21 protein-coding genes and 1 pseudogene are annotated in these 21,090 nt (G+C 70.2%); 18 read left to right on the top strand and 4 right to left on the bottom strand.

Annotation, left to right across the window (positions count from 1 at the left end; all coding sequences use genetic code 11):
• The first annotated feature begins 1 nt into the window (after position 1).
• Positions 2-1,189 (top strand): acyltransferase, encoded by a 1,188-nt coding sequence (locus FMQ63_RS02025; RefSeq protein WP_011551170.1) that lies wholly within the window; start codon positions 2-4, stop codon positions 1,187-1,189.
• A gap of 79 nt (positions 1,190-1,268) precedes the next feature.
• Here the strand turns inward: FMQ63_RS02025 and FMQ63_RS02020 are convergent, their stop codons facing one another.
• Positions 1,269-1,559, bottom strand: a complete 291-nt coding sequence (locus FMQ63_RS02020) for a hypothetical protein (RefSeq protein ID WP_011551171.1) — start codon at positions 1,557-1,559, stop codon at positions 1,269-1,271.
• A gap of 99 nt (positions 1,560-1,658) precedes the next feature.
• On the opposite strand from FMQ63_RS02020, the gene FMQ63_RS02015 reads away from it, so the two are divergent.
• Together FMQ63_RS02015 and FMQ63_RS02010 are read left to right on the top strand one after the other, a co-directional pair.
• A complete protein-coding gene (locus FMQ63_RS02015; protein WP_011551172.1) occupies positions 1,659-2,276 on the top strand; it encodes a hypothetical protein in 618 nt (205 codons plus the stop codon).
• 102 nt (positions 2,277-2,378) lie between these two features.
• Complete coding sequence (locus FMQ63_RS02010) at positions 2,379-4,997, top strand: O-antigen ligase family protein (protein WP_171452208.1); 2,619 nt, start codon at positions 2,379-2,381, stop codon at positions 4,995-4,997.
• A gap of 21 nt (positions 4,998-5,018) precedes the next feature.
• On the opposite strand, the gene FMQ63_RS02005 is transcribed toward FMQ63_RS02010, so the two are convergent.
• Positions 5,019-5,555, bottom strand: a complete 537-nt coding sequence (locus FMQ63_RS02005; protein ID WP_171452209.1) for an aminoacyl-tRNA deacylase — start codon at positions 5,553-5,555, stop codon at positions 5,019-5,021.
• Positions 5,556-5,787: 232 nt separating this feature from the next.
• Between FMQ63_RS02005 and FMQ63_RS02000 the strand changes: the two genes are divergently transcribed.
• Positions 5,788-6,357: a TIGR02269 family lipoprotein gene (locus tag FMQ63_RS02000; protein WP_011551175.1), complete on the top strand. Its 570-nt coding sequence runs from the start codon at positions 5,788-5,790 to the stop codon at positions 6,355-6,357.
• A gap of 31 nt (positions 6,358-6,388) precedes the next feature.
• The gene (locus FMQ63_RS01995; RefSeq protein WP_011551176.1) at positions 6,389-7,114 is read left to right on the top strand and encodes a double-CXXCG motif protein; all 726 of its coding nucleotides are present in this window, start codon (positions 6,389-6,391) and stop codon (positions 7,112-7,114) included.
• 28 nt (positions 7,115-7,142) lie between these two features.
• Here the strand turns inward: FMQ63_RS01995 and astB are convergent, their stop codons facing one another.
• Positions 7,143-8,465 (bottom strand): N-succinylarginine dihydrolase, encoded by a 1,323-nt coding sequence (gene astB / locus FMQ63_RS01990; protein WP_011551177.1) that lies wholly within the window; start codon positions 8,463-8,465, stop codon positions 7,143-7,145.
• Between the two features lie 17 nt (positions 8,466-8,482).
• Here astB and FMQ63_RS01985 point away from each other — a divergent pair, with 17 nt between their 5' ends.
• The 11 genes and pseudogenes from FMQ63_RS01985 (at position 8,483) to FMQ63_RS01935 (ending at position 17,653) form a co-directional block, all read left to right on the top strand.
• On the top strand, positions 8,483-9,436 hold the full coding sequence (locus FMQ63_RS01985) for a lysophospholipid acyltransferase family protein (RefSeq protein ID WP_011551178.1): 954 nt from the start codon (positions 8,483-8,485) through the stop codon (positions 9,434-9,436).
• A 12-nt stretch (positions 9,437-9,448) separates the two neighbouring features.
• Positions 9,449-10,000, top strand: a complete 552-nt coding sequence (locus FMQ63_RS01980; RefSeq protein ID WP_011551179.1) for a hypothetical protein — start codon at positions 9,449-9,451, stop codon at positions 9,998-10,000.
• Positions 9,997-10,623 carry an LptA/OstA family protein gene (locus FMQ63_RS01975; protein ID WP_011551180.1) on the top strand — a complete coding sequence of 209 codons (627 nt, stop codon included), beginning with the start codon at positions 9,997-9,999 and terminating at the stop codon, positions 10,621-10,623. The genes FMQ63_RS01980 and FMQ63_RS01975 overlap by 4 nt, the downstream gene beginning before the upstream one ends.
• Complete coding sequence (lptB, locus tag FMQ63_RS01970) at positions 10,620-11,363, top strand: LPS export ABC transporter ATP-binding protein (RefSeq protein WP_011551181.1); 744 nt, start codon at positions 10,620-10,622, stop codon at positions 11,361-11,363. Before FMQ63_RS01975 ends, lptB begins: the two co-directional genes overlap by 4 nt.
• Positions 11,364-11,611: 248 nt before the next feature.
• Positions 11,612-13,129, top strand: coding sequence for an RNA polymerase factor sigma-54 (gene rpoN, locus FMQ63_RS01965; RefSeq protein ID WP_011551182.1), 1,518 nt, complete (start codon positions 11,612-11,614; stop codon positions 13,127-13,129).
• 63 nt (positions 13,130-13,192) lie between these two features.
• The gene (locus tag FMQ63_RS01960; RefSeq protein ID WP_011551183.1) at positions 13,193-13,843 is read left to right on the top strand and encodes a GNAT family N-acetyltransferase; all 651 of its coding nucleotides are present in this window, start codon (positions 13,193-13,195) and stop codon (positions 13,841-13,843) included.
• 13 nt (positions 13,844-13,856) lie between these two features.
• Positions 13,857-14,642 (top strand): hypothetical protein, encoded by a 786-nt coding sequence (locus FMQ63_RS01955; protein WP_216608532.1) that lies wholly within the window; start codon positions 13,857-13,859, stop codon positions 14,640-14,642.
• Positions 14,643-14,660: 18 nt separating this feature from the next.
• Positions 14,661-14,969 (top strand): annotated as a pseudogene (locus FMQ63_RS38630) (SDR family oxidoreductase); the annotation flags it as partial.
• Between the two features lie 212 nt (positions 14,970-15,181).
• Positions 15,182-15,847 carry a ribosome-associated translation inhibitor RaiA gene (raiA, locus tag FMQ63_RS01945; RefSeq protein ID WP_011551185.1) on the top strand — a complete coding sequence of 222 codons (666 nt, stop codon included), beginning with the start codon at positions 15,182-15,184 and terminating at the stop codon, positions 15,845-15,847.
• A 465-nt stretch (positions 15,848-16,312) separates the two neighbouring features.
• A complete protein-coding gene (locus tag FMQ63_RS01940; protein WP_011551186.1) occupies positions 16,313-16,774 on the top strand; it encodes a PTS sugar transporter subunit IIA in 462 nt (153 codons plus the stop codon).
• A 33-nt stretch (positions 16,775-16,807) separates the two neighbouring features.
• Positions 16,808-17,653: a hypothetical protein gene (locus tag FMQ63_RS01935; protein ID WP_026113883.1), complete on the top strand. Its 846-nt coding sequence runs from the start codon at positions 16,808-16,810 to the stop codon at positions 17,651-17,653.
• Here FMQ63_RS01935 and dtd read toward each other — a convergent pair.
• Positions 17,650-18,111 (bottom strand): D-aminoacyl-tRNA deacylase, encoded by a 462-nt coding sequence (gene dtd / locus FMQ63_RS01930; protein ID WP_011551188.1) that lies wholly within the window; start codon positions 18,109-18,111, stop codon positions 17,650-17,652. The genes FMQ63_RS01935 and dtd overlap by 4 nt on opposite strands.
• Positions 18,112-18,296: 185 nt before the next feature.
• Here dtd and dacB point away from each other — a divergent pair, with 185 nt between their 5' ends.
• Together dacB and FMQ63_RS01920 are read left to right on the top strand one after the other, a co-directional pair.
• Positions 18,297-20,543 (top strand): D-alanyl-D-alanine carboxypeptidase/D-alanyl-D-alanine-endopeptidase, encoded by a 2,247-nt coding sequence (dacB, locus tag FMQ63_RS01925; RefSeq protein WP_011551190.1) that lies wholly within the window; start codon positions 18,297-18,299, stop codon positions 20,541-20,543.
• Positions 20,544-20,753: 210 nt separating this feature from the next.
• Positions 20,754-21,090, top strand: a 337-nt coding sequence (locus FMQ63_RS01920) for a single-stranded DNA-binding protein (protein ID WP_141276534.1), incomplete at its 3' end; no start/stop codon positions are given.

Genomic DNA, 21,090 nt, shown 5'->3' with positions numbered 1-21,090 from the left:
GGTGAGCGGGAGCAGGGCCCTCGACGCGCTGACGGGGCTGCGCTTCGTCGCGGCCCTGCACGTCGTGTTGTTCCACTTCGCGGCGCCGTGTCTGGGCACGGCGCCAGAAGCGCTGCGGAGCTGGGTGGGCGCGGGTTATGCCGCGGTGGGCGTCTTCTTCGTCCTGTCCGGCTTCGTGCTCGCCTGGAACTACCTGGACGCGGACGGGCGCATGGAGACGTCGCCCAGGGCCTTCTGGGCCGCGCGCGTCGCCCGCGTGTACCCCGTCTACGTGCTGACGTTCCTCCTGTCCGCGCCCACCACCATCGCCGCGTCCGTGGCGGATAACGGCTGGAAGGTGGCCGCCGCGAAGCTCGCGGTGGGCGGGGTGGCGACGCTGGCGCTGCTCCAGGCCTGGGTTCCCCGGCTCGCGCTGTACTGGAATCCGCCGGGCTGGTCCGTGGCGGTGGAGGCCTGCTTCTACGGCCTCTTTCCCCGGCTGGCGAAGGGGCTGCCCCGGCTCAAGCCCGCGTGGCTCCCCGTGGCCCTGGGCGGCGCGTGGGTGCTGGGGTTGCTGCCGCCGCTGCTGTACCTGGCGCTCCTGCCGGACGGCCCGGGCCCCGTGGACGTGCATGCGTCGGGGCCCTGGCTGATGGCGCTCAAGTTCAACCCGCTGGCGCGGCTGCCGGAGTTCCTCTTCGGCGTCCTGCTGGGCTGGTGCTTCGTGCGCGAGCGCGCGGCGGGAGGGGCGAAGGGCTCCGGCGCGGTGCTGGCGGCGCTGGGGACGGCACTGCTGGTGGCGGCGGGCGCGGCGGGCTCGAGGGTGCCGTACCCGCTGATGCACAACGCCCTGCTGGCGCCCGCGTCGGGGCTGCTGGTGTACGGGCTGGCGCGGGGCGGAGGCGCCCTGGGCTGGCTGCTGTCACGGCCCACGCTGGTGAAGCTGGGAGGCGCCAGCTACGCGCTCTACCTGCTCCAGTACCCGGTGTCGGAGGCGGCCAAGGGCCTGGGGGCTTGGGTGTCGCCCTGGGTGGAGCTGCGCACGCCCGAAGGACTGCTGGCCACCGTGTTGTTGCTGGGCGTGCCCGCGTCGCTGTGGGTGCACCGCGCCGTGGAGACACCGCTGCGCTCACGCATCCGCGCCGCGCTGACGCCCTGGGGGGAGGGGGCGTCGCGCGAGCCCGTGAAGCCGGTGGTGTCGGGGACCTGAGCGGCGTGCGGGCGCCGTCAAGCGAGACGGGCGGCGTCCGGGGCACAGGCACCCGGAGCCTCCGGTCAGGTGGGCCGCCTCAGCGGGAGAGGCCGCAGGCGCGCTTGCCTTCGTCGGTCTCGATGGCGCGGCAGTCGCAGCCGGCCAGTCGCTCCTCGCACACGGCCTCATCCTCGGCGGTGGGCTCCACGCGGTTTTCCTCCTGAGAGGCGCGGCGAAGGCACAGCTCCTTCTCCACCGAGTTGATGGAGCAGTCGCACAGCTTCTCGGACAGCTCGCGGCAGGCGCCCTTGCAGCCGGTGAGGCCGGACAGGGCGGAACAGAGGAGGGCGGCGGTGACGATGAAGCGGCGCATGGCTGCGGCGAACATGCCAGAAGGTCCCCTGGATGCAAGCTGGCTTCGAGCCCTTCGTGCCTGGGCGGATGCTAGGGTCGCCCGCCTGCTCCACACCTGGGGGAAACGCCACACATGTTGTCAATCGTCGCCGCTGCGTTGCTGGCCACCGCGTCCACATCGACGTCCCACTCACTTCTGACGCCCGTGTCCGAGCGGCCCGTGTCCACCCGGCTCCTCGTGGCCCAGGCCCCGGCGGAGGCGCCGGACGTCTCTGGGACGTCCACGCCGCCGCCCCTGCCGGAGGACCTGGACGCCCGCGCTCGCGAGCTGACGCAGCAGATCGCGATGCTCCAGAGCGAGATTCGCTCCGTTGACACGAACTGGCCCGCGGGGTCGTTGGTGATGGCGTACTCGGGCTACGTGCTGTCCCCGTTGCTGCTATTGGGCATTCCCCTCATCATCGTCGGCATGAGCTCGTCGAATGACGACGACGCCGGCACCTTGCTGGCCCTGGGGGTGGGCACGACGCTGGGCGGAGTCGCGGGGGTGGGGCTGCTCATCGCGGGCATCGTCACGGGTTCCAAGCAAGCGGGTATCAACCGGGCCCACCGGGAAAGCCTGGTTCGCGAGCGCATCCGCCTGGAGGATGAGTTGCGCGACGTGAAGGCCCGCCGGGACGCGCGAGGGGCCATGCAGACGCGGCAGTGGACGCCGCGCGCTGGCATCCCGCTGGTCGCCTTCGCCTTCTGATGTCACCTTTCGCGCACGTCCGGTCTTCTGGCGGCTCGTCCTGGTGGCGGGGTGGCGGGCGAGGGGCGCGGGTGCTGTGATACTCACCCAGCCAATCCCCGCATGCCTCGCGCTTCCCGCAGTGCCTCTCGATTCACCCTGTTCGCCGAGGCGGCGCTGGCGGCGCTCGTCGTGGTGTGTCCGCTGGCGTTGGGCGGCGCCGCGGGGTGGCTGCTGGGGCCGCTGGTGCTGTTGTCCGGCGCCGCGGCGGTGCTGGCGGCGATAGGGGCGAAGCGGCAGGGCCAGTCGCTGCGCGTTCCGCTGCTGGCAGTGCCCCTGGCCCTGGGGGCGGGCCTGTGCGCGGTGCAACTGGTGCCTCTGCCGGACGGTGTCCTGCGCCTGCTGAGTCCGGAGGCGGCCGCGCTGCGGGAGTTCGCGCTGGTGCCGCTGGGGCTGGAGCGGGCGCGGCCGGTGTCGCTGGACCCGTCCGCCACCTGGCGCGAGCTGGCGAAGCACCTGGCCTACCTGCTGGCCTTCCTCGCGACGGTGCAGGTGAGTCGCTCGCGGGGCAGCCGGGAGCGGTTGCTGGCGGCGGTGGTCTTCACTGGCGCGGGCCTCACGGTGGTGGGGCTGGGCCATGCGTTGCTGGGCGTGAAGTCCCTCTTCGGGCTGATGCACTGGATGCACGCGCGGCCCACGCTGGTGACGCCCTTTGGCAACCCGAACCACCTGGCCGGCTTCCTCGCGCTGGCGTCCACGCTGGGCGTGGGGCTGGCGCTGACGCGCGGACATCAGTCGCGGGCGTTGCCATACGCGCTGGCGGCGGGCGTGTCGGGGCTGGGCGTGGTGCTGTCGCTGTCGCGCGGGGGCATTGCCTTCTTCGCCTTCGGACAGGCGCTGCTGGCGCTGTTCCTGCTTCGCAATCGCCGCGCGTCCGGTGAAGGGGCGCCCCCGGTATGGGCCCGGAGCGCCGCGGCGCTGCTGGGGCTGCTGGGCGTGCTGATGGTGGGTGCGTACACGGCGGCGGACGGCCTGTGGGCGGAGGCGCGCACCGCGGACAGCGTGGAGAAGCTGCGCCAGTCCAAGGTGGCACTATGGCCGATGCTGGCGGACGCCGCGCGGGCGTTTCCCGTGCTGGGCATGGGGCGCGGCGCCTTCGAGGCGGCGTTTCCGCGCTACCAGTCGGAGCCCAATCCCAACACCTTCACGCACCCGGAGAACGCGGTGTTGCAGGTCGCGGCGGAGCTGGGCGCGCTGGGGCTGGTGTTGCTGGCGGTGGCCGTCTGGGGCTTCTTGCGGCTGCTGCGCCGTGAGGGGTTGGAGACGGTGGACCTGGCGGCGCTCGCGGGCGTGGCGGCGCTGGCGCTGCACGACCTCTTCGATTTCAGCTTGGAATTGCCCGCGTGCGCGGTGGCGGCGTTGGTGGCGCTGGGCGCGGTGGCGCGTCCCCGGGAGCGGGCCGTCGAGGAGAAGGCGTGGTGCGCGCGGCCCTCGGGCGCGGTGCTGGGGACGGGGTTGGCGCTCACGGCGGTGGCGCTGGTGGCGCTGGTGCCCGGCCGTCATCGCCTGGGCGACGCGGAGGCGGAGCTGGCGCGGCTCGTCACGTCGGGGGCATCCGCGCGGGAGGTCCACGCGCGGGGACTGGCGCTGGTGGACCGGCACCCCTCGGACTACCTGTTGTACCGGCTGGTGGCGTCGGCGCACGCGGCGCGAGGGCGTGAGGGGGCAGGGGAGGCGCTGGCCCTGGTCAACCGGGCGCTGTACCTGGCACCGCTGGATGCCAGCTCCCACCGGGTGGCGGCGCGGGCGTTGCTGGCGTTGGGCCGGAGCGCCCAGGGCTTCCTGGAGTACCGGCTGGCGCACGAGGCTGGGGATGCCACCGTGCTGCTGGGCGAGGCCCTGCCGCAGGCGGAGACCCTGGCCTCGCTCACGGTGCTGACGCCGCGGTCGCCGGCGACCGCGGTGCGGTTGCTGGACGCGCTGGCCAACACGCCGGGGCGGTTGGCGCTGGCGCTGGACTACTCGGGCTGGGCGCGGGAGCACTTCGCGGGTCAGCCGGAAGCCGCGGCGCTGTGGGCGCGCGAGGCCCGGTTGCGAATCCTGCGAGGGGACCTGGAGACGGCGGAGGCCGCGCGGGCGCAGGTGGAGCGCCTGGCGCCGGACGCGCTGGACACGCACCTGTTGCGCGCGGAAGTGTTGCGGGCGCAGGGGAAGCGGGAGGAGGCCCTGCGTGTGTTGGAGCAAATGTTGGCGCGCTTCCCGGGCAACGTGGCGCTGTCCTTCCAGTTGGCGGCGCAGCAACTGGATGCGGGGTTGACTCGGCGGGCGAAGGACACGCTCCAGGCGCTGGCGCCCTTCATCACGGACTACGCCCAGCGCGCGCGGTTGCTGGCCATGGAAGCGGCGTGCCTGGAGCGCGAGGGGCTGCTCTCCCACGCGCTGGAGCGGCGGCAGACGGCGGCCCGGCTCGTGCCTGGCGCGGATGCGTTCTTCGCGGTGGCGCGGACCCAGGAGGCGCTGCGTCGCTATGACGCGGCGGCGCGTTCGGTCCACGAGGGCATGCGGCATCTCCCCGCGGGCGCGCGGGCCGAGGCGCGGGCCTGGGTGGCGCGGCTGGAAGGCGCGGAGCGCGAGCGCGTGGATTCGCGGCGCAAGACGTTGTCGGAGGACCCGCGCGAGGCGGAGCTGGAGTACCTGCTGCGTGGCCCGGATGTGGATGGCGAGGCTCGGGACGCGCATTAGTCGCCCGGGCCTCGCTCCGGTTCAGACGTGGGCGTGTGCCTCCTCACGGGGGCGGCTGGGCGCGCCGGTGTTGTGGATGGCTTGGAGTTGCTGCTCCTCCTCGATGAAGGAGGCCACCAGGGGCCACTCCAAGATGGCGAAGTCCTGGAAGCGCAGCTCGAGCGACTCCTCGTGGGAGCCCGCGCGGAAGAGCAGCCGTTCCGCCAGGCTGAGGGATTCATCCACGGCGACAGGCAGGCCGTAGAGCTCACCAAAGGGAGGTTCCGCGCCCACCTCGCAGTCGGGAAAGTGGCCGGAGAATTCCGGCTCGGTCGCGAGCCGGACGTGCCGGGCACCCAGCATGTCTCGGACCTGGTCCAAATCGACGGTGCCCGCCGCGGGGACGACGACAATCCATGGCTGCCGGTCCGCCATCACGATGACGGACTTGGCCACGCGCCAGCCGGAGACGTGCAGCGACTCGGCCACTTCTTGAGCGCTGACGGCACGCGGGTGCCAGTACCGCTCGAAACGCACCCCGTTGCGGCGCAGATAGTGCTGTATCGCTTCGGGAATCATGGGGAATCTCACCTCCTCTAGAAAGAAGGTGATGACCGCCAGCGCGTCCGACTACGGGCGCCTGCCACACTCGGGCTTGCAGCCGGCCACGGAGCGCCCGTCCGCCCGTGCGTAGGGCGGCCGGGCGCTCGGATAGGCTGTGCCGCCATGAACGGGTCGCTACGGCTCCTGACGCTCTGCTGCCTTCTTCTGGGCGCGCTCGCGTGCAGTACGGCGTCCTCCCCCGTGATGCGTGAGTGGGAAGCCGCGAAGTGGCAACCGGTGCGAGGACGTGGCGGACGACGTCGTAGCGCATGCGCCGATGGCAGGGACGGTCGAGAAGGCGACGGGCAGCCCCGCTTTCCGTGGGACGGGCACCTACCGAAACTGGTGGCAGCGCCGTACAGGGGTTCGAGCGGACGCACGGCCTCTCGCGACGGCTCCGCTGGCGCGGCGCTCTCCCGTCTTCATCCCCGCGATCCCCCGGCCGCACGGCAAGCTCATCAAACATCACCTCTTTCCGCAGGAACCCCGGCTCGCGGCGTGGTTTCGGGCGGCGGGCATCGACATCCACCAATTCACCCTGGTCGTCCCCGAGCACGTCCACCGGAAGATTCACAGCGGGAAGGGCATGGGGCCGGGAGGGGCGTGGAACAACGCATGGCGGCAGTTCGTGGTGGCCAATCCCCGGCCCCCATCGCGGGACGTCATCATGCGGCACGCGGTCGAACTCGCCTTTCGTTTCGAGCTGTCCGGCCCGGTCGTGCCCTACAACATGCCCATTGCCCCCGGAATGCGTGGGCCTCGGATAGAAGCCTTATGACGGCGGTTCTCAGGAGAAGGAGTGCGAGGGCGTGAGGTTCTACCGAGTCGAAGCGAGCACGACGTCGCGCTTCACGGGCAACCTGAGTCGCGCCGCGCACAAGTGGGGCCTCCCAGGCGTGGAGCCCTGCACGGAGTGTGGGGTGGGCGGCGGCTGGGCGGGCTTGCAGTATCCGTGTGTCGACCTGTCGAGCTTCTCGAAGGCTGAGCTGAAGCCGTTCTCCGACCCCTGGCCCGTTCCCTTCGAGGTCTTCGCGCGGCTGCGCGAGCGCGTCAGGCCCCTGGCGCCCGAAGGCGCGGTCCTGGAGCCCGGAACCCGGCTCGGCCCCCTGTCAGGCGTGGCGACAGGGGCATTCGGGCACCTCGCATTGCAGGACTGGACGCTCGTCATTCGCGACGAAGCGCTGGAGGTGTTGCAGGGCGAAGGCGTCCGGGGACTCACCGGGTGTCGTCTCGACGTGACCTTCCGAGGGAAGAACCCTCCGGTGCTCCGTGAGTTACAACTGGCGCTTCATGGCCGGCTGCATCCCGACTGCTTCGTGCATCCCCGTGCGCCCACCTGCGCGAAGTGCGGAAGCGAGGCCAGTGAGCGCCTGCCAGATACATACTGGCTCGCTCGGGAGACGCTGCCCGTCGAGGTGGACCTGTTCCGGCTGAGGGATTACCCCGCCCTCGTCATCGCGACCGAACGCATGGTGGTCGCGGCAGACCGGCTGAAGCTGGAGGGCGTCACCTTCCAGCCCCTGGACGCGCGCTGAGCCGGAAGCTCAGCGGCCGTTGTACGCCTCAGCGTTGGAAGTCGTAGACGCTGCCCAGGTTGAGAATCCGGGTCAGCTCATCCAGCGCCGTCATCGTCTCCCGCGCCAGCTGCGGGTCCTGCAGGTCCTTGGGCCGCAGCACCTCGCGGTAGTGCCGCCGCACCCAGCCGGCCAGCGAGTCATGCAGCGCGGGCGTGTAGAAGACGTCTGCCTTGATGGCCCCGCGCTCCTCGTCCGTGAGCCACACCCGCTGGCGCAGGCAGGCCGGTCCGCCGCCGTTGTTCATCGACTGGCGCACGTCCAGGTAGTGCACGGCCTTCACCGGCGTGTCCTCGGCCACCACGCGCTCCAGGAACTGCCGCGCCGCGGGCGTCTCCCGGCTCTCTATCGGCGCCACAATCGCCATGGTGCCGTCCGGCAGCGTCAGCACCTGCGAGTTGAACGGGTACGCCTTCACCGCGTCCTTCGCCGGCAGCTCCGCCTTCGTGGCCACCACCGCGCGGAAGTCCTGGCCCAGCTTCTCGCGCAGCACCGCCAGGAGCCCCGCGTGGTCCACGAAGGCCAGCTCATGCAGCATCAGGAACCGCTCGTTGCCCACCGCCAGCACGTCCGTGTGGAAGGCCCCCGCGTCGATGCCCTCGGGGTGTTGCTGCGGGAAGAGCACCGACTTCGCGTCCAACTGGTGGAGCCGCGCCAGCGCCTGGCTGGCCTCCAGCGTCTGCCGCGCGGGGAAGCGGCTGGGCCCCTGCACGTCCTGCCACGCGCTGCGGCCCCAGGCGAGCAGATGGACGCCCGCGTGCCCGGGCGTGGCGAGCCGCGTGTGGTTGGCCGCGCCCTCGTCCGCGAAGTGCCCGCTGCCCGGCAGCGGCGCGTGCACCGCGAAGTACTTCTCATTGGAGAAGATGGCGCGCAGCACCGAGTGCGTCGTCTCCGCCTCGATGGCCCGGTGGTACATCTGCGACAGGTTGGCCGGTGTCAGGTGCACCCGGCCATCCGCCGTGTCCGCGCTGGGCGCCACCGTGGCCGCGTTGGCCGTCCACATGGAGGACGCGCTGGACGTCAGGCGCAACAGGTGTTCGGCCTCGCGCGCGGCCCGGGTGATGACCTCCTCGTCCGAGCCCGTGAAGCCCAGCGCCCTCAGCGCGTGCAGGGACGGGCGCGGCTGGGGCGGCAGGACCGCCTGTCCCACCCCCAGGGCGGACACAAAGCGCATCTTTTCCAGCCCCTGGAGGGCCGCGTCCCGGGGGTGGCTGGGCTCACCGACATGGCTCTGCGATGCCAGGTTGCCGGGCGAGAGGCCGCCGTAATTGTGGGTGGGCCCAACGAGCCCGTCGAAGTTGTATTCGCGCATGGGATATTGAACGCCTCGTGGAGCGTCCACCCTTAGCAAAGCGCCTCAAGCGTTTCCTCCGCTACGTGCTCATCCGTGGCGTCCTGTTGCTCCTTCAACCTCTTCCCCTGGGCGTCGCCCGGAGCCTGGGTGCGCGTCTGGGCGCCCTGGCCTACACCCTGGCCGGAGGGGAACGCCGCAAGGCCCTCAAGTCCCTTTCCGTGGCCTTCCCGGAAAAGTCGGATGCGGACCGGCAGGCGCTGGCCCGCGACGCCTTCCGCCACCTGGCCGCCGCCGCGCTGGAGGTGGCCTGCACGGGCGCCCTCGACGAGGCCCTGGAGCGCCTGGTCGCCTGGCCGGACGCCGACCGGCAGGTGCTGGAGACGGCCCTGGCCCGGGGGCGCGGCGTCGTCTTCGTGTCCGGGCACGTGGGGAACTGGGAGCTGCTCGCCCGCCGCGTGGCTCGCGCCGGCTACCCCAGCCAGAGCATCGCGAAGGAGACCACCGACCCCCGGCTGACGGAGCTGGTGGGTCAGTTCCGGGCCCGGGGCGGGGTGCGGAGCATCTGGCGCGGCCAGGAAGGCGCTGCCCGGGCCATGCTGCGCGCCCTGCGCAACGGCGAAATCCTCGGCATCCTCATCGACCAGGACACGAAGGTGCAGTCCCTCTTCGTGCCCTTCTTCGGGCAACTGGCCGCCACACCACGCGCCGCCGCTGACCTGGCCATCCGCACGGGCGCGGCGGTGGTGACGGGCTTCTGTCACCGCGAAGGGGCGGGGTACCGCCTGTCCATGGAAGAGGTCCCGGTGCCCCAGGACACGGACCGCGAGGCGGCCGCCCTGGCCCTCACGGCCGCCCTGTCCAGCCGAATCGAAGCCGCCATCCGGCGGACGCCGGAACAGTGGGTGTGGATGCACCAGCGCTGGAAGACGCGTCCGCCGGTGAGCGAGGACGTCCCACTTCCGGAGGCGGCGCCCGCATCCGCCGGGTGATAAGGAAGCCCTGTGTCTCGCCTGCTCGCTGCCAGCCTTCTCATCCTGGTGTTCGCCCCCGGTTGCAAGCCGGGCTCCGGCGAGGGTGCGTCTGGCGGCCAGCCTCCCCCGGAGGTGGTGCTGCACGGCGCGCGCCTGGAGTCCTTCGAGGGCGACCGGCTCATCCGCTCCGGCACGGCCCGGCAGGTGTCCTACCAGCGCACCACCGGCGAGGTGTGGGCCACCGACGCCACCATCCGGATTCCGCCGGGTTCCTCTTCCCAGGGCGCGCCCCCCGGGACGGAGGGAGGCGTGGAGGTGAGCGCCCCGAATATGGAGGGGAGCCTCGCGTCCAAGCAGGTGGTGGCCTCGGGCGGTGTCATCATCCGCACCGGGAAGGGCATGGAGGCCCGCACTCCCCGGTTGACGTACGACGCCACCACGGAGCGGGCGCATGGAAACGAGGGCGTGACGGTGAAGGGACCTGACTATCGGCTGAGGGCGGACCGCTTCGAGCTGTTCTTCCCGGACGAGACGTTCAACTTCGCGGGCTCGGTGGAGTCCGTGCTGGGAGCGCCAGAGTGATTGAGTTCCTCGTGATGGCCTTCTTCGTCGCGCAGCCCGCGCCCGCGGTCGCCGCCACCCCCGCGCAGGGCACGCCTCCCGCCGCCGTGGGGGGCTCTGCCCCCTCCGCTGGGACGGGGACCCGCGCCCCGGGCCCCCTGGGCGGCAAGGAGCTGACGGAGCCCGTTCAAATCAACGGCGACAACGTCACCTTCCAGAAGTCCCAGGCCACCCTCACCGGCAACGTGAAGGTGAAGCACCGCACGCTCGACCTGAAGTGTGACCGGATGACGGCCAACTACACCCCTCAACGCGAGGTGACGCGTGTGGTGTGCACGGGCGGGGTGCATGCCGTGGACGGCGACCGCATGGCCAAGGGCGAGCGCGCTGAATACGACGTGCCCAGCGGCGTGCTGGTGGTGACGGGCTCGCCCGAGGCCCGCCAGGGCACCACGCACATGCGCGGGACGAAGGTCCGGCTGACGCTGGGCAACGAGCGGCTGGAGGTGGAGAACGCCGTCATCGTCTTCGAATCGCTGCCCTCCAACCCCACCCCGGCCAGGCGCAAGGGGCGGCAGTCCGCGCCCCGTCCGGCCCCGTCCTCCGGGACGGCCCCCTCCGCGCAGGGAGGCACGGCTCGATGAGCGCGAGGCTGATCGCCGAGGGCCTGGAGAAGAGTTTCCGCGGCCGCAAGAAGGTGGTGGCCGGCGTGTCCTTCAGCGTGGCCGCCGGGGAAGTGGTGGGCCTGCTGGGGCCCAACGGCGCGGGGAAGACGACCAGCTTCAACATGGTGGTGGGATTGGTGTCTCCGGATGCGGGACGCGTGCGCATTGGCGACGAGGACCTCACGCACCTGCCCATGCATCGCCGCGCTCGCCGGGGCGTGGGCTACCTGCCCCAGGAAGCCTCCGTCTTCCGCAAGCTCACGGTGCGCGACAACTTCCTGGCCGTGCTGGAGCTCCAGAAGGACCTGGACGCCAAGGCCCGCGAGCAGCGCGCCGACACCCTCCTGGACGAGTTCGGCCTCACGCACGTTGGGGAGTCCCTGGGGGGAGACCTTTCGGGCGGCGAGCGCCGGCGTGCCGAGATTGCCCGCAGCCTCATCCCGCAGCCCCGCTTCATCCTCTTCGACGAGCCCTTCGCCGGCGTGGACCCCATCAACGTGGGCGACCTCCAGCGGCAGATCTTCCTCCTCCGCGAACGCGGGTTGGGCGTCCTCATCACCGACCACAACGTCCAGGACACCCTGGGTATCTGTGATCGTGCGTACATCATCGCACAGGGGCGAATCCTGGAAGAGGGCACCCCGGCGGAGATCGCCGCGTCCCCCAAGGCCCGCGCCGTCTACCTGGGGGAACGGTTCCGCCTCCAACAAGCGCTCTGAGCACGGCTGGCCACCTGTCAGAGGAGTGCTTAGAATGGGTTGGCCCCGCTTTTGCGTCGACCTGTCAACGCGCATGTGACACACTGAGTGGTCTTAAGCCCCTGGATTCCTTGTGGAATTCTGAGCATGCAAGCAAGGGACCCTCGTTTCGGGGCTAGACGAAGTCAGGGCTCCTTGTTACGTTGGCACGGTCTTTGATGGTGGTCCTCTGTCCAGAGGGACCGAATCAACCCGGGAGACCCCGTCTCATGGCGATGGAACTGAAACAAAGCCTGAAGCTTGCCCAACAGCTGGTGATGACGCCGCAGCTGCAGCAAGCCATCAAGCTCCTCCAACTGTCTCGCATGGAACTGCTCGAGCAGGTCCGCGAGGAGATGGAGCAGAACCCGCTGCTGGAGCAACCAGACGAGCAAGCGCCGGGGGATGTGGGAGACAAGGAACCCGGGGAAGCCTCCCTGGAAGCAGACAACATGGAGGTGCCGCGGGACGTGGATCTGCCCGCGGCCACCAGCGACACCGCCACGGAGTTCAAGGCGGACGGGGAGGGCCCCCCGGAAATCGACTGGGAGCAGTACCTCAACAGCTACCAGTTCAATGAGCCCACCACGGCCTCCAACAAGGGCAACGTGGCCACGGACGACATGCCGTCGTTCGAGGCCAACCTCGTCAAGAAGGCGGACCTGGTCGACCACATCCAGGAGCAGCTGGGCACGCTGCGCCTGAATGACGCCGAGCGCCGCATCGCCATGCTCATCCTGGGCAACCTGGATGACGACGGCTACCTCAAGCTGCCGGAAGTGGACGGGGATCCGCTCATCCGCCTGGCCAACGAGGCGGACGTGCCCATGCACGTCGCGGAGCGCACGCTGCGGCGCATCCAGATGTTGGATCCGCGCGGCTGCGGCGCCCGTGACTTGCAGGAGTGCCTGCTCATCCAGCTCCAGGGCATCAGGGAGCCGCACGCGCCGCTGTTGGGCCTCATCATCAAGCGGCACATGAAGTACCTGGAGAGCAAGAACCTGCCCGCCATCGCCAAGGACCTGAAGGTCACCTTGGAAGAGGTGGTGGGGGCGGTGCGGCTGCTCCCGAAGCTGGACCCGAAGCCGGGCCGCAACTTCAGCGGGGACGACGCGCAGTACATCTCCCCCGACGTGTTCGTCTACAAGATGGGGGACGACTACACGGTGGTGCTCAACGATGACGGCCTGTCCAAGCTGCGCATCTCCGGCACCTACCGGAACGCGCTGAAGACGGGCGCGGTGGGCCCGGGCCAGACGAAGGACTTCATCCAGGACAAGCTGCGCAGCGCGATGTGGCTCATCCGCTCCATCCACCAGCGGCAGCGGACCATCTACAAAGTCACCGAGAGCATCGTGAAGTTCCAGCGGGACTTCCTGGACAAGGGCATTGCCTACCTCAAGCCGCTCATCCTCCGGGACGTGGCCGAGGACATCGGCATGCACGAGTCCACGGTGAGCCGCGTCACCACCAGCAAGTACGTGCACACACCGCAGGGCATCTTCGAGCTGAAGTACTTCTTCAACTCGTCCATCGCCCGCGTCTCCGGTGAGGACACCGCGAGCGAGGCGGTGAAGCACCACATCAAGCAGTTGGTGGCGCAGGAAGACGCCCGCAACCCGTACTCGGACCAGAAAATCGTCGAGCTGCTGCGCTCGCAGGGCACCGAGATTGCCCGCCGCACGGTGGCCAAGTACCGCGAGGTGCTGGGCATCCTCCCCAGCAGCAAGCGCAAGCGGTACTACTGAGTCAGGGCTGTTCGGGCGCGCCGCTTGTCGTCGGCGCGCCCGGGGGGGCAGAGTGGGCGTCCCATGAGCGCCACCCTCCCTCCCGATTCCGCCGTGCACCGGCGTGACTGCGTCCCCCTCGTCGTTCCGCCCGTCACGCTCGAAGGGCACGACGTCCGCCTGGAGCCGCTGCGTCCGGAGCATGCGCCGGCCCTGGCCGCGCTGTGCGAGGACGACATCTTCACCTGGTTCTCGAGCGTGCTGCGGACCGAAGCGGACGTCGCAGCCTTCATCGACAACGCCTGCCAGGCGGCCGAGCGAGGGAGCGAGCGCCCCTTCGTCATCATCGAGCGGCGGACGGGCGCGCCGGTGGGCACCACGCGCTTCCTCGAAATCCAGCGCGACCACCGGACGCTGGAGATTGGCTACACATGGCTGGGCCGCCGCGTGTGGCGCACGCGCATCAACACGGAGTGCAAGTACCTGCTGCTGCGGCACGCCTTCGAGTCGCTCGGCGTCATGCGGGTGCAGTTCAAGACGGACAAGCACAACGCGCGTTCGCGGGCGGCCATCGAGCGGTTGGGCGCTCGCTTCGAGGGGGTGCTGCGCCACCACAAACTGGTGCGCGGCGGTGTGGTGCGTGACAGCGCGTACTACAGCGTCGTCGACACGGAGTGGCCGGAAGTGAAGGTTCGTCTGGAAGGGCTGCTCGCGGACGGCGGTGCGCGGGTATAGGGTGCGGCGCCGCATGAATCCCATTCTTCGTCGCAACCTTCTTCACATCCCGGCGGGGGCCTTCGTCGCGGTGGGCCTGTTGTCGGGTTGTGGCAGCAGCCTCACTTCGGAAGCCGTGGACCTGGCGGGACTCTCCGGCCGGACGCTGATGCTGTCCCAGTCGGACGTGGACATCTTCGAGGGCGTGGATGAGCCGGGCGCCCACCGCGTCACCGTCACCTTCTCGCCCGCGGCGGAATCGGACCGGTGCACCGAGCTTCGCGAGGGCGTCACGGCCACCTTCAACGGCCAGCCCATGGCACTGGAGCGGGGCGGGGTGGACGGCACCGCGGGCCGCGACGTGTGCGTGCCCACGCGGGCCTACTACGACTTCGACCCCAACGTCTGGGTGCGGCAGCCCATGGAGGACGCCCGCATCGTCCTCCAGGACGGGACGCACACCATCACCCTGGTGATGAAGAACGGAAAGGCCAAGCGCCTCTTCTCCTTCCAGGGCCCCGGCGCCGAGGACCGGCTCACGCGCGGCCAGGAGTATTCGTTCCGGTGGCTGCCCGAGGGCGAGGTCCCCAGCCGCGCCGCGGCCACCCTGCTGCGCGAGGGAGGGAGCGCCACGGCCACCATCCCCACGGAGCAGGAAGAGGCGGTCCTCCGCTTCACCCTGCTGCCGACGACGCCTGTCGCCGCCCACCTGCTCACGCTGAGCGCGACCGCGCCCGGCGAGGTGCTGGAGTGCACGGGCGTCGCCACGTGCGAGGCGACGGTGTTCCACTCCGAGGAGCGGGTCGTCAACGTGCAGTGAGGGGCCAGGGGGCCCGCTCCCTCGCCCGCCATCCTCCACTACGCCGTCACCAAGAGCGCCATCGTCAACTTCACCAAGGGCCTGGCGCGGGAGCTCATTGAACGGGGCATCCGCGTCAACGCCGTGGCGCCGGGCCCCGTGTAGACGCCGCTCATCCCCCAGTCGTTTGACGCGGAGAAGACGTCCAAGTTCGGCAAGGACTCGCCCATGGGCCGCCCCGCGCAGCCCGCGGAGCTGGCGCCGTCCTACGTGTTCCTCGCCTCGGATGAGTCCCGCTACGTCAACGCGGAGGTGCTGGGCGTGACGGGCGGGCGGCTGCTCGCGTGAGCTGACGCGGCGCGTGATGTCAGCGGGCGCGTCCTGGCATGGTTCCAAACAGGGGGCCATTGCCAGTGACGCGAGGTGCAGGCGGGATGTCCTGCCTCGGACGGGCGGTGTGTCCGGGAACAGGCAACCTGGTGGGGCGGGTTGCTTTCCAGGGCTGGGAAAGTTTCAGATCCGTCACGGAGCTCACCTCTCACCCTAGGAGGCAGCCACGCATGCAGTTCAACATCACCTTCCGTCAGTTCGGAGCGTCCGATTCCCTCAAGGAGTACGCACGCGAGAAGGTCGAAAGGGTGAACCGGTTGCTGGACCGAGCCGGCGAGGCCCATGTGGTCCTGTCGTTGGAACGCCACCTCCACCATGCGGACATCACCATCCACTCCGGCGCGTGGGTCCTGCGGGGCCGCGACAAGAGCGATGACATGTACGCGTCCATCGACCTGGCGATGGACAAAATCGAGCGCCAGCTGCGGCGCTACCGTGACAAGCTGAAGTCGCACCATGGCCGTGAGCGCGTCCACCACCGGCATGATTTGGTGGAGCAGCTCCGGGTCCGCCACGCCGTGTTCGAGCTCCCGGACGTGGACGCGCTGACGTCGCTGGCCGAGGCCTCCGCGAGTGAAGATGCGCCGAAACCCGCCGTCGTGCCCGCGCAGCCCGCGGCCCCGTCGCAGGCTGCGCGCGAGGTGCGTGCCACCCACCTCACCGTCAAGCCACTCACCGTGGATGATGCGGTGATGCAGATGAACCTGATGAACAACGACTTCTACGTCTTCCACAACGTGGAGTCGGAGTCGCTGTGCATTGTCTACCGGCGCAAGGATGGCCAGTACGGCCTCATCGAGCCGCACGCCCCGGCGATCGCCGCCACGGGGACCTGAGCCGTCGCTGACCGCTGACTTCCGCGCGCCGTCACCCGGTGAAGCAGGGTGACGGCGTGTGACGGCGGGAAGTCCGCCGCGTCACGCTGTGGCGGTCGACGCGTTGGGCGGTCCACCAATCGAATGCCTCCGCGTGCTGGAGGGCGTCGGTGCGGGTTCCCATGGGGCCCCGCGCCCACGTCCCGCCGAGGGGGGCGGTCCACCAGGCTGCTCCCGAATGGGGGCCTGGACGCGGGTGGGGGCCACCCCGGCGAGCATGCGCCGGTCGCCCTCGACGCGATGTCGATGACAGTCGACAGGAACAGACGCTTCATGGGAAGTCCCTACGTCCCGTGGGACGGGTTTCCCTTCCGCGTCATGATGCGCAGTGAGTGCGGAGAGCGCGCATCCAGACAGGCCACCCTTGCGCTAAAGAGGGGTGGGGAGTAATTGCCGCCAACCAGGAGCGCCAGCGCGGGAGCGTCAGTGAGAATCGCCGAGTTCCTCAGCCCCCAAGCCGTCATCGCCGACATGCAGTCGCGGACGAAGCCTGAAGTCCTGCGAGAACTGAGTGCCACGCTGGTGCGCGCCCATCCGCTGCTGACCGCGGACCGGCTGGTGGAGGTGCTGCGCGAGCGCGAGAAGCTTGGCAGCACGGGCATCGGCGAGGGTGTGGCCATCCCGCACGGCAAGCTGCCGGGCATGGGGCAACTCCAGGCCGCCTTCGGCGTGTCGCACGCGGGCGTGGACTTCGAGGCCATTGACGGCAAGCCCACCCACCTGTTCTTCGCCCTGGTGGCGCCAGAGAACAGCGCGGGGGTCCACCTCAAGGCCCTGGCCCGCATCTCCCGTCTCTTCAAGAACCCGCGTTTCCGGGCCGCCATCCTCGAGGCGCCCACGGCCGCGGACATCCACGCCCTCATCGTCCAGGAAGACGCACGGCCTTGAGTGGGCGTGCGTTCCGGGGGGAACATCCGCACCATGGACGTCGTCCTGAGACCCATCAGCGACCGCTTCTTCCACGAACACCTGCTGCCTTTCTTCCAGCGGGCCATGGGGGATGCCCCCGGCGCGCTGGAGTCCCTGCAGGAGCAACTGGGGGACGGTCAGGCGCGCATGCTCTGCGAGCGGATGCTCGCCACGGCGCTGCCCGGCGGCGTGGGCTCCGTGGACGCGGACCCCTGGGCGGACCTGGTGGACCGGCTCGTCTTCCTGCACTGGACCGAAGGCCCCGCGGGCTGGGAGGTCGGTGAGGCGGAGGCGGGCTACGCGGACGGCTGGGACGAGGCCCTGCACCTGGCGCTGATGGTGGAGGAGGCGGACTATCCCTACTGGGACGCGCGGGGCTCGCGCGACGTCAGGGATCGCTTCCGTTTCCGGCCGCGTGAGGACGTGGGCCTGGCCTCGCTGCTCGCTGGCTTGTGGGAGCCCTTCCCGGAGTTCCCGCCGGACCAGGTGTTCACCACCCAGGGCCGGGGCGAATACTCCCCCGTCACACGCTACGCCTTCGCGGACTGGGCCTGGCGCCCGGCGAAGAAGGTGGCGCACTGGCAGGTGAACCTGCCGCGCAAGCTGGAGCGGCTCCTGACCCGCGAGCAGGCGCGGATGAAGCTGCCGTCGCTGCCGGAGAAGGAGGAGGTGCTGGCGTACTGGCTGGGCAAGCAGCCGCAGCCGCCGCCGCTCACGGTGGCCTTTTCCGGCTTGGGGCCCCGCGCGGCCAACTGGATTCGCGAGCTGGGTGCCCTCACCGCGCACCTTCGCGGCGCGGCGCTGGCGAAGCAGGGGCTGGCGGCGCTGGTGACGAAGGGCTCCGGCGTCCGAATCTAGCCTTTGGGCGCGGCCGGCCCGGGGCTCTCCAGCAGCAGCGTGACGGGGCCGTCGTTGACGAGCGCCACCTTCATGTCCGCGGCGAAGATGCCGGTGCCCACGCTCAGGCCGCGCTGGCGCAGCAGCTCACAGGTGCGCTCATAGAGGGCCTTGGCGCTCACGGGCTCCATCGCGTCGATGAAGCTGGGCCTGCGCCCCTTGCGCGCGTCGCCGTAGAGCGTGAACTGGCTGACGACGATGAGCTGCCGGGACGTCTCCTCCAGCGACAGGTTCATCTTCCCGGCGGCGTCCTCGAAGATGCGCAGCGTGGCCAGCTTCTCCACCATCCACGCCACGTCCGCCTCCGTGTCGCCCTTGCCCACGCCCAGCAGCACCAGCAGGCCCGGGCCGATGTCGCTCACGCGCTGGCCCTCCACCGTCACCGACGCCTCCAGCACGCGCTGCACCACCGCTCTCATCGAAGTCACCTCGTGGACAAGCGTGTCTGACCGGGGGCTCGCGTCAGTCACGCCGTTACAGTTGGAATGTCAGGTTTCCGCCTGCTGGAAGAGCGAGCGCCCAGACGTGGACTCACGCAGCCACTCACCCTTGCCCGTCTTTTGCCCCGTTCCGCATAATGGCACCTGACTTCCCCGGAGAGAGTGTGCAGGTCCATCGAGCCAGCTCCATCTTGGCCGTGTCGGCCATTATTTTCCTGTCGCTTTCTCACGCAGCGCACGCCGCGCCCGCTCCAGCGGAGAAGCGTGCGGACCGCGAGGCCCTCAAGTCCGCGCTGCTGCAGGTCCTCCAGCGCGCGCCACTGAAGGCCAGTCGCATGGGCGTGCTCATGCAGAGCCTGGACGACGGCGCCGTGGTGTTCAGCCACAACGCCGACGAACTGCTCAACCCCGCCTCCAACGTGAAGCTGGTGACGTCCGCCGCCGCGCTCGCGTCGCTGGGGCCCGAGTTCCGCTACGACACCGAGTTCCTGGTGGAGCCGGAGCTGGGCGCGGACGGCAAGGTGAAGACGCTCTACGTGCGCGGCAAGGGCGACCCGTCCATGACGACGGAGCGCCTGTGGGGCATCGTCGCGGAGCTGTGGCACGCCGGCGTGCGTGACGTGGGCGAAATCGTGGTGGACGACTCGTGGTTCGACGCCGAGCGCACGCCGCCCGGCTATGACCAGGAGGACACGGACCGCGCCTACATGGCGCCCACCGGCGCGGTGAGCCTCAACTGGAACGCGGTGGCCATCTACCTGCGGCCCGGCAACGCGCCGGGCGCCAAGGGCGTGGTGGAGATGGATCCGCCCAGCGACTACTTCGTGGTGGAGAACCAGCTCACCACCGGGCCGCGGCGCGCGCGCCGGGTGTCCGTCACGTCGGACCCCTCGGGCCTCCAGCAGAAGATTGTCGTGCGCGGCCAGCTCCCGGGGGAGCGCGGCGGCGCCGTCAGCGTCTGGAAGAAGATCGACAACCCGCCCATGTACTTCGGCCAGTCGCTCAAGCAGATGCTGGTGACGCGCGGCGTGAAGATGAAGGGCAAGGTGAAGCTGGGCAAGACGTCCACCAAGGCCCGCATGCTGCACGTGTCGCAGTCGGACACGTTCGACGTGCTCCTCAAGCGCCTCAACAAGCTGTCCAGCAACTTCGTCGCCGAGCAGCTCCTCAAGACGATGGGCGCCGAGCTGCGCGGCTCGCCGGGCTCCTTCACCAAGGGCGTGGACGTGGTGGAGCAGTTCCTGGAGCGCGACGTGGGCATCCCCCGCGGCACCTACGTGATGAAGAACGGCAGCGGGCTGAACGACGCCAACCGCTTCTCCGCCACGCAGCTCAACCAACTGCTGCGGCACATGGTGCAGCGCTTCCCCTTCTCGCCGGAGTACCTGTCGTCGGTGCCCATCGCGGGCAAGGACGGCACGCTCAAGTACCGCTTCGAGGGCAGTGACGCGGTGGGCCGGCTGCGCGCCAAGACGGGCACCCTGGAGAGCGTGTCCGCGCTGAGCGGCTACGTGACGAGCGCGGGCGGAGAGCGCTTCACCTTCTCCATCATGGCCAACGACTTCGCGGGCCGCGCCGGTCCCATCGTCGCGGGCCTGGACGCGCTGGGCGCGGCGGTGGCCGCCACCGGCTCCAGCCTGGGGCCGTCCACGGCGGTGGCCGCGCTGGCGGACAGCGGGCGGCCCTCGGGCGCCGTGGACGACGTGGCCGCTCGCATCAAGACGTACCTGGAGCTGGGCGCGCAGCGCGACCAGCGCAACATCGGCTTCCTGCGCACCGCGTGGCGCAGCGAGAGAGACCCGGCCGTGCGCGCGGTGCTGGCGGAGAGCCTCTACCAGTCCAACCCGCACGACTACCTGGGCGCGCGCACGCTGCTGGACAGCTATTCGGCCACCGCCGAGGTCTACGGCCGGCTGAAGGACGTGGCGCGGGTGCTGTCCGTGGAGGTGCCGGGCGTCAGCAGCATGGTGGAGCTGGCGGCGGGCGGAAACGCCGAGGCGCTGGCCCGGGTGCTGGAGTTGGCGGGCGCGGCGGGTACGGACGCCCAGGCCCAATCGGAGATGGCCGAGGCCCTGAGCGAGGTGGCCCGCACCGCGCCGGAGGAGCTGGTGGTGGCGCTTCGGGCCGCCAGCGCCGGTGACCGGGACGCGTGCACCACGTTGCTGGCGCGGGGGCTGGTGCAGGCGGGGCAGGCGGACCACCCCTTCTGGAAGTCGCTGCGCCGCACGCTGGGCGCTTCGGATCCACGGCTGGCGTCCTTCGCCAAGGGACTGGACTCCACGCTGTCGCAGAAGGTGGCGGAGGCCAAGGCCCCGGCGAAGACGCCGGAGGGCTTCACCCCCGTGCAGATGGTGGCGCCCGCGGGCAACGCGCCCGAATCCTCCTCCGCCGACAACCGCCCGGGGGGGTAGGCCGGAATCCGTTGTGTTTCTCGCGAGTTCCCTCCGGCCGGGCATGCCTCCCTGGCCGGGTGGCAGGCGGGCGTACGACACCCAGGAAGAAGGCGGCTTTCTGGCTGGGTGTCAGTACCCACTGCTATAGGTGGGAATCAAACCCGGCGGGTGCGTCCGGGGTGTAACCGGTCCTCGGTGGACCGGTTCTCGTGAGAAAGGAATGCAGTCATGGCTGGAGGCGTGAACAAGGTCATCCTCATCGGCAACCTCGGGGCGGACCCGGAGGTCCGGTTCACTCCCGGCGGTCAGGCGGTGGCGAACTTCCGCATCGCCACCAGCGAGAGCTGGGTCGACAAGAATGGCCAGAAGCAGGAGCGGACCGAGTGGCACCGCATCGTCGTCTGGGGAAAGCTCGCGGAGCTCTGCGGCGAGTACCTGAAGAAGGGACGGCAGTGCTACGTCGAGGGCCGCCTGCAGACGCGCGAGTGGACGGACAAGGAGAACCGGAAGAACTACACCACCGAGGTGGTGGCCAACGCCGTGACGTTCCTCGGCGGTGGTGGCC

The organism is Myxococcus sp. CA005, from assembly GCF_006518205.1.
GTDB classification, from domain to species: Bacteria; Myxococcota; Myxococcia; order Myxococcales; family Myxococcaceae; genus Myxococcus; species Myxococcus xanthus.
Note: the sequence above shows the minus strand (reverse complement) of the source record. Positions and strands in the feature narration are given on the sequence as shown.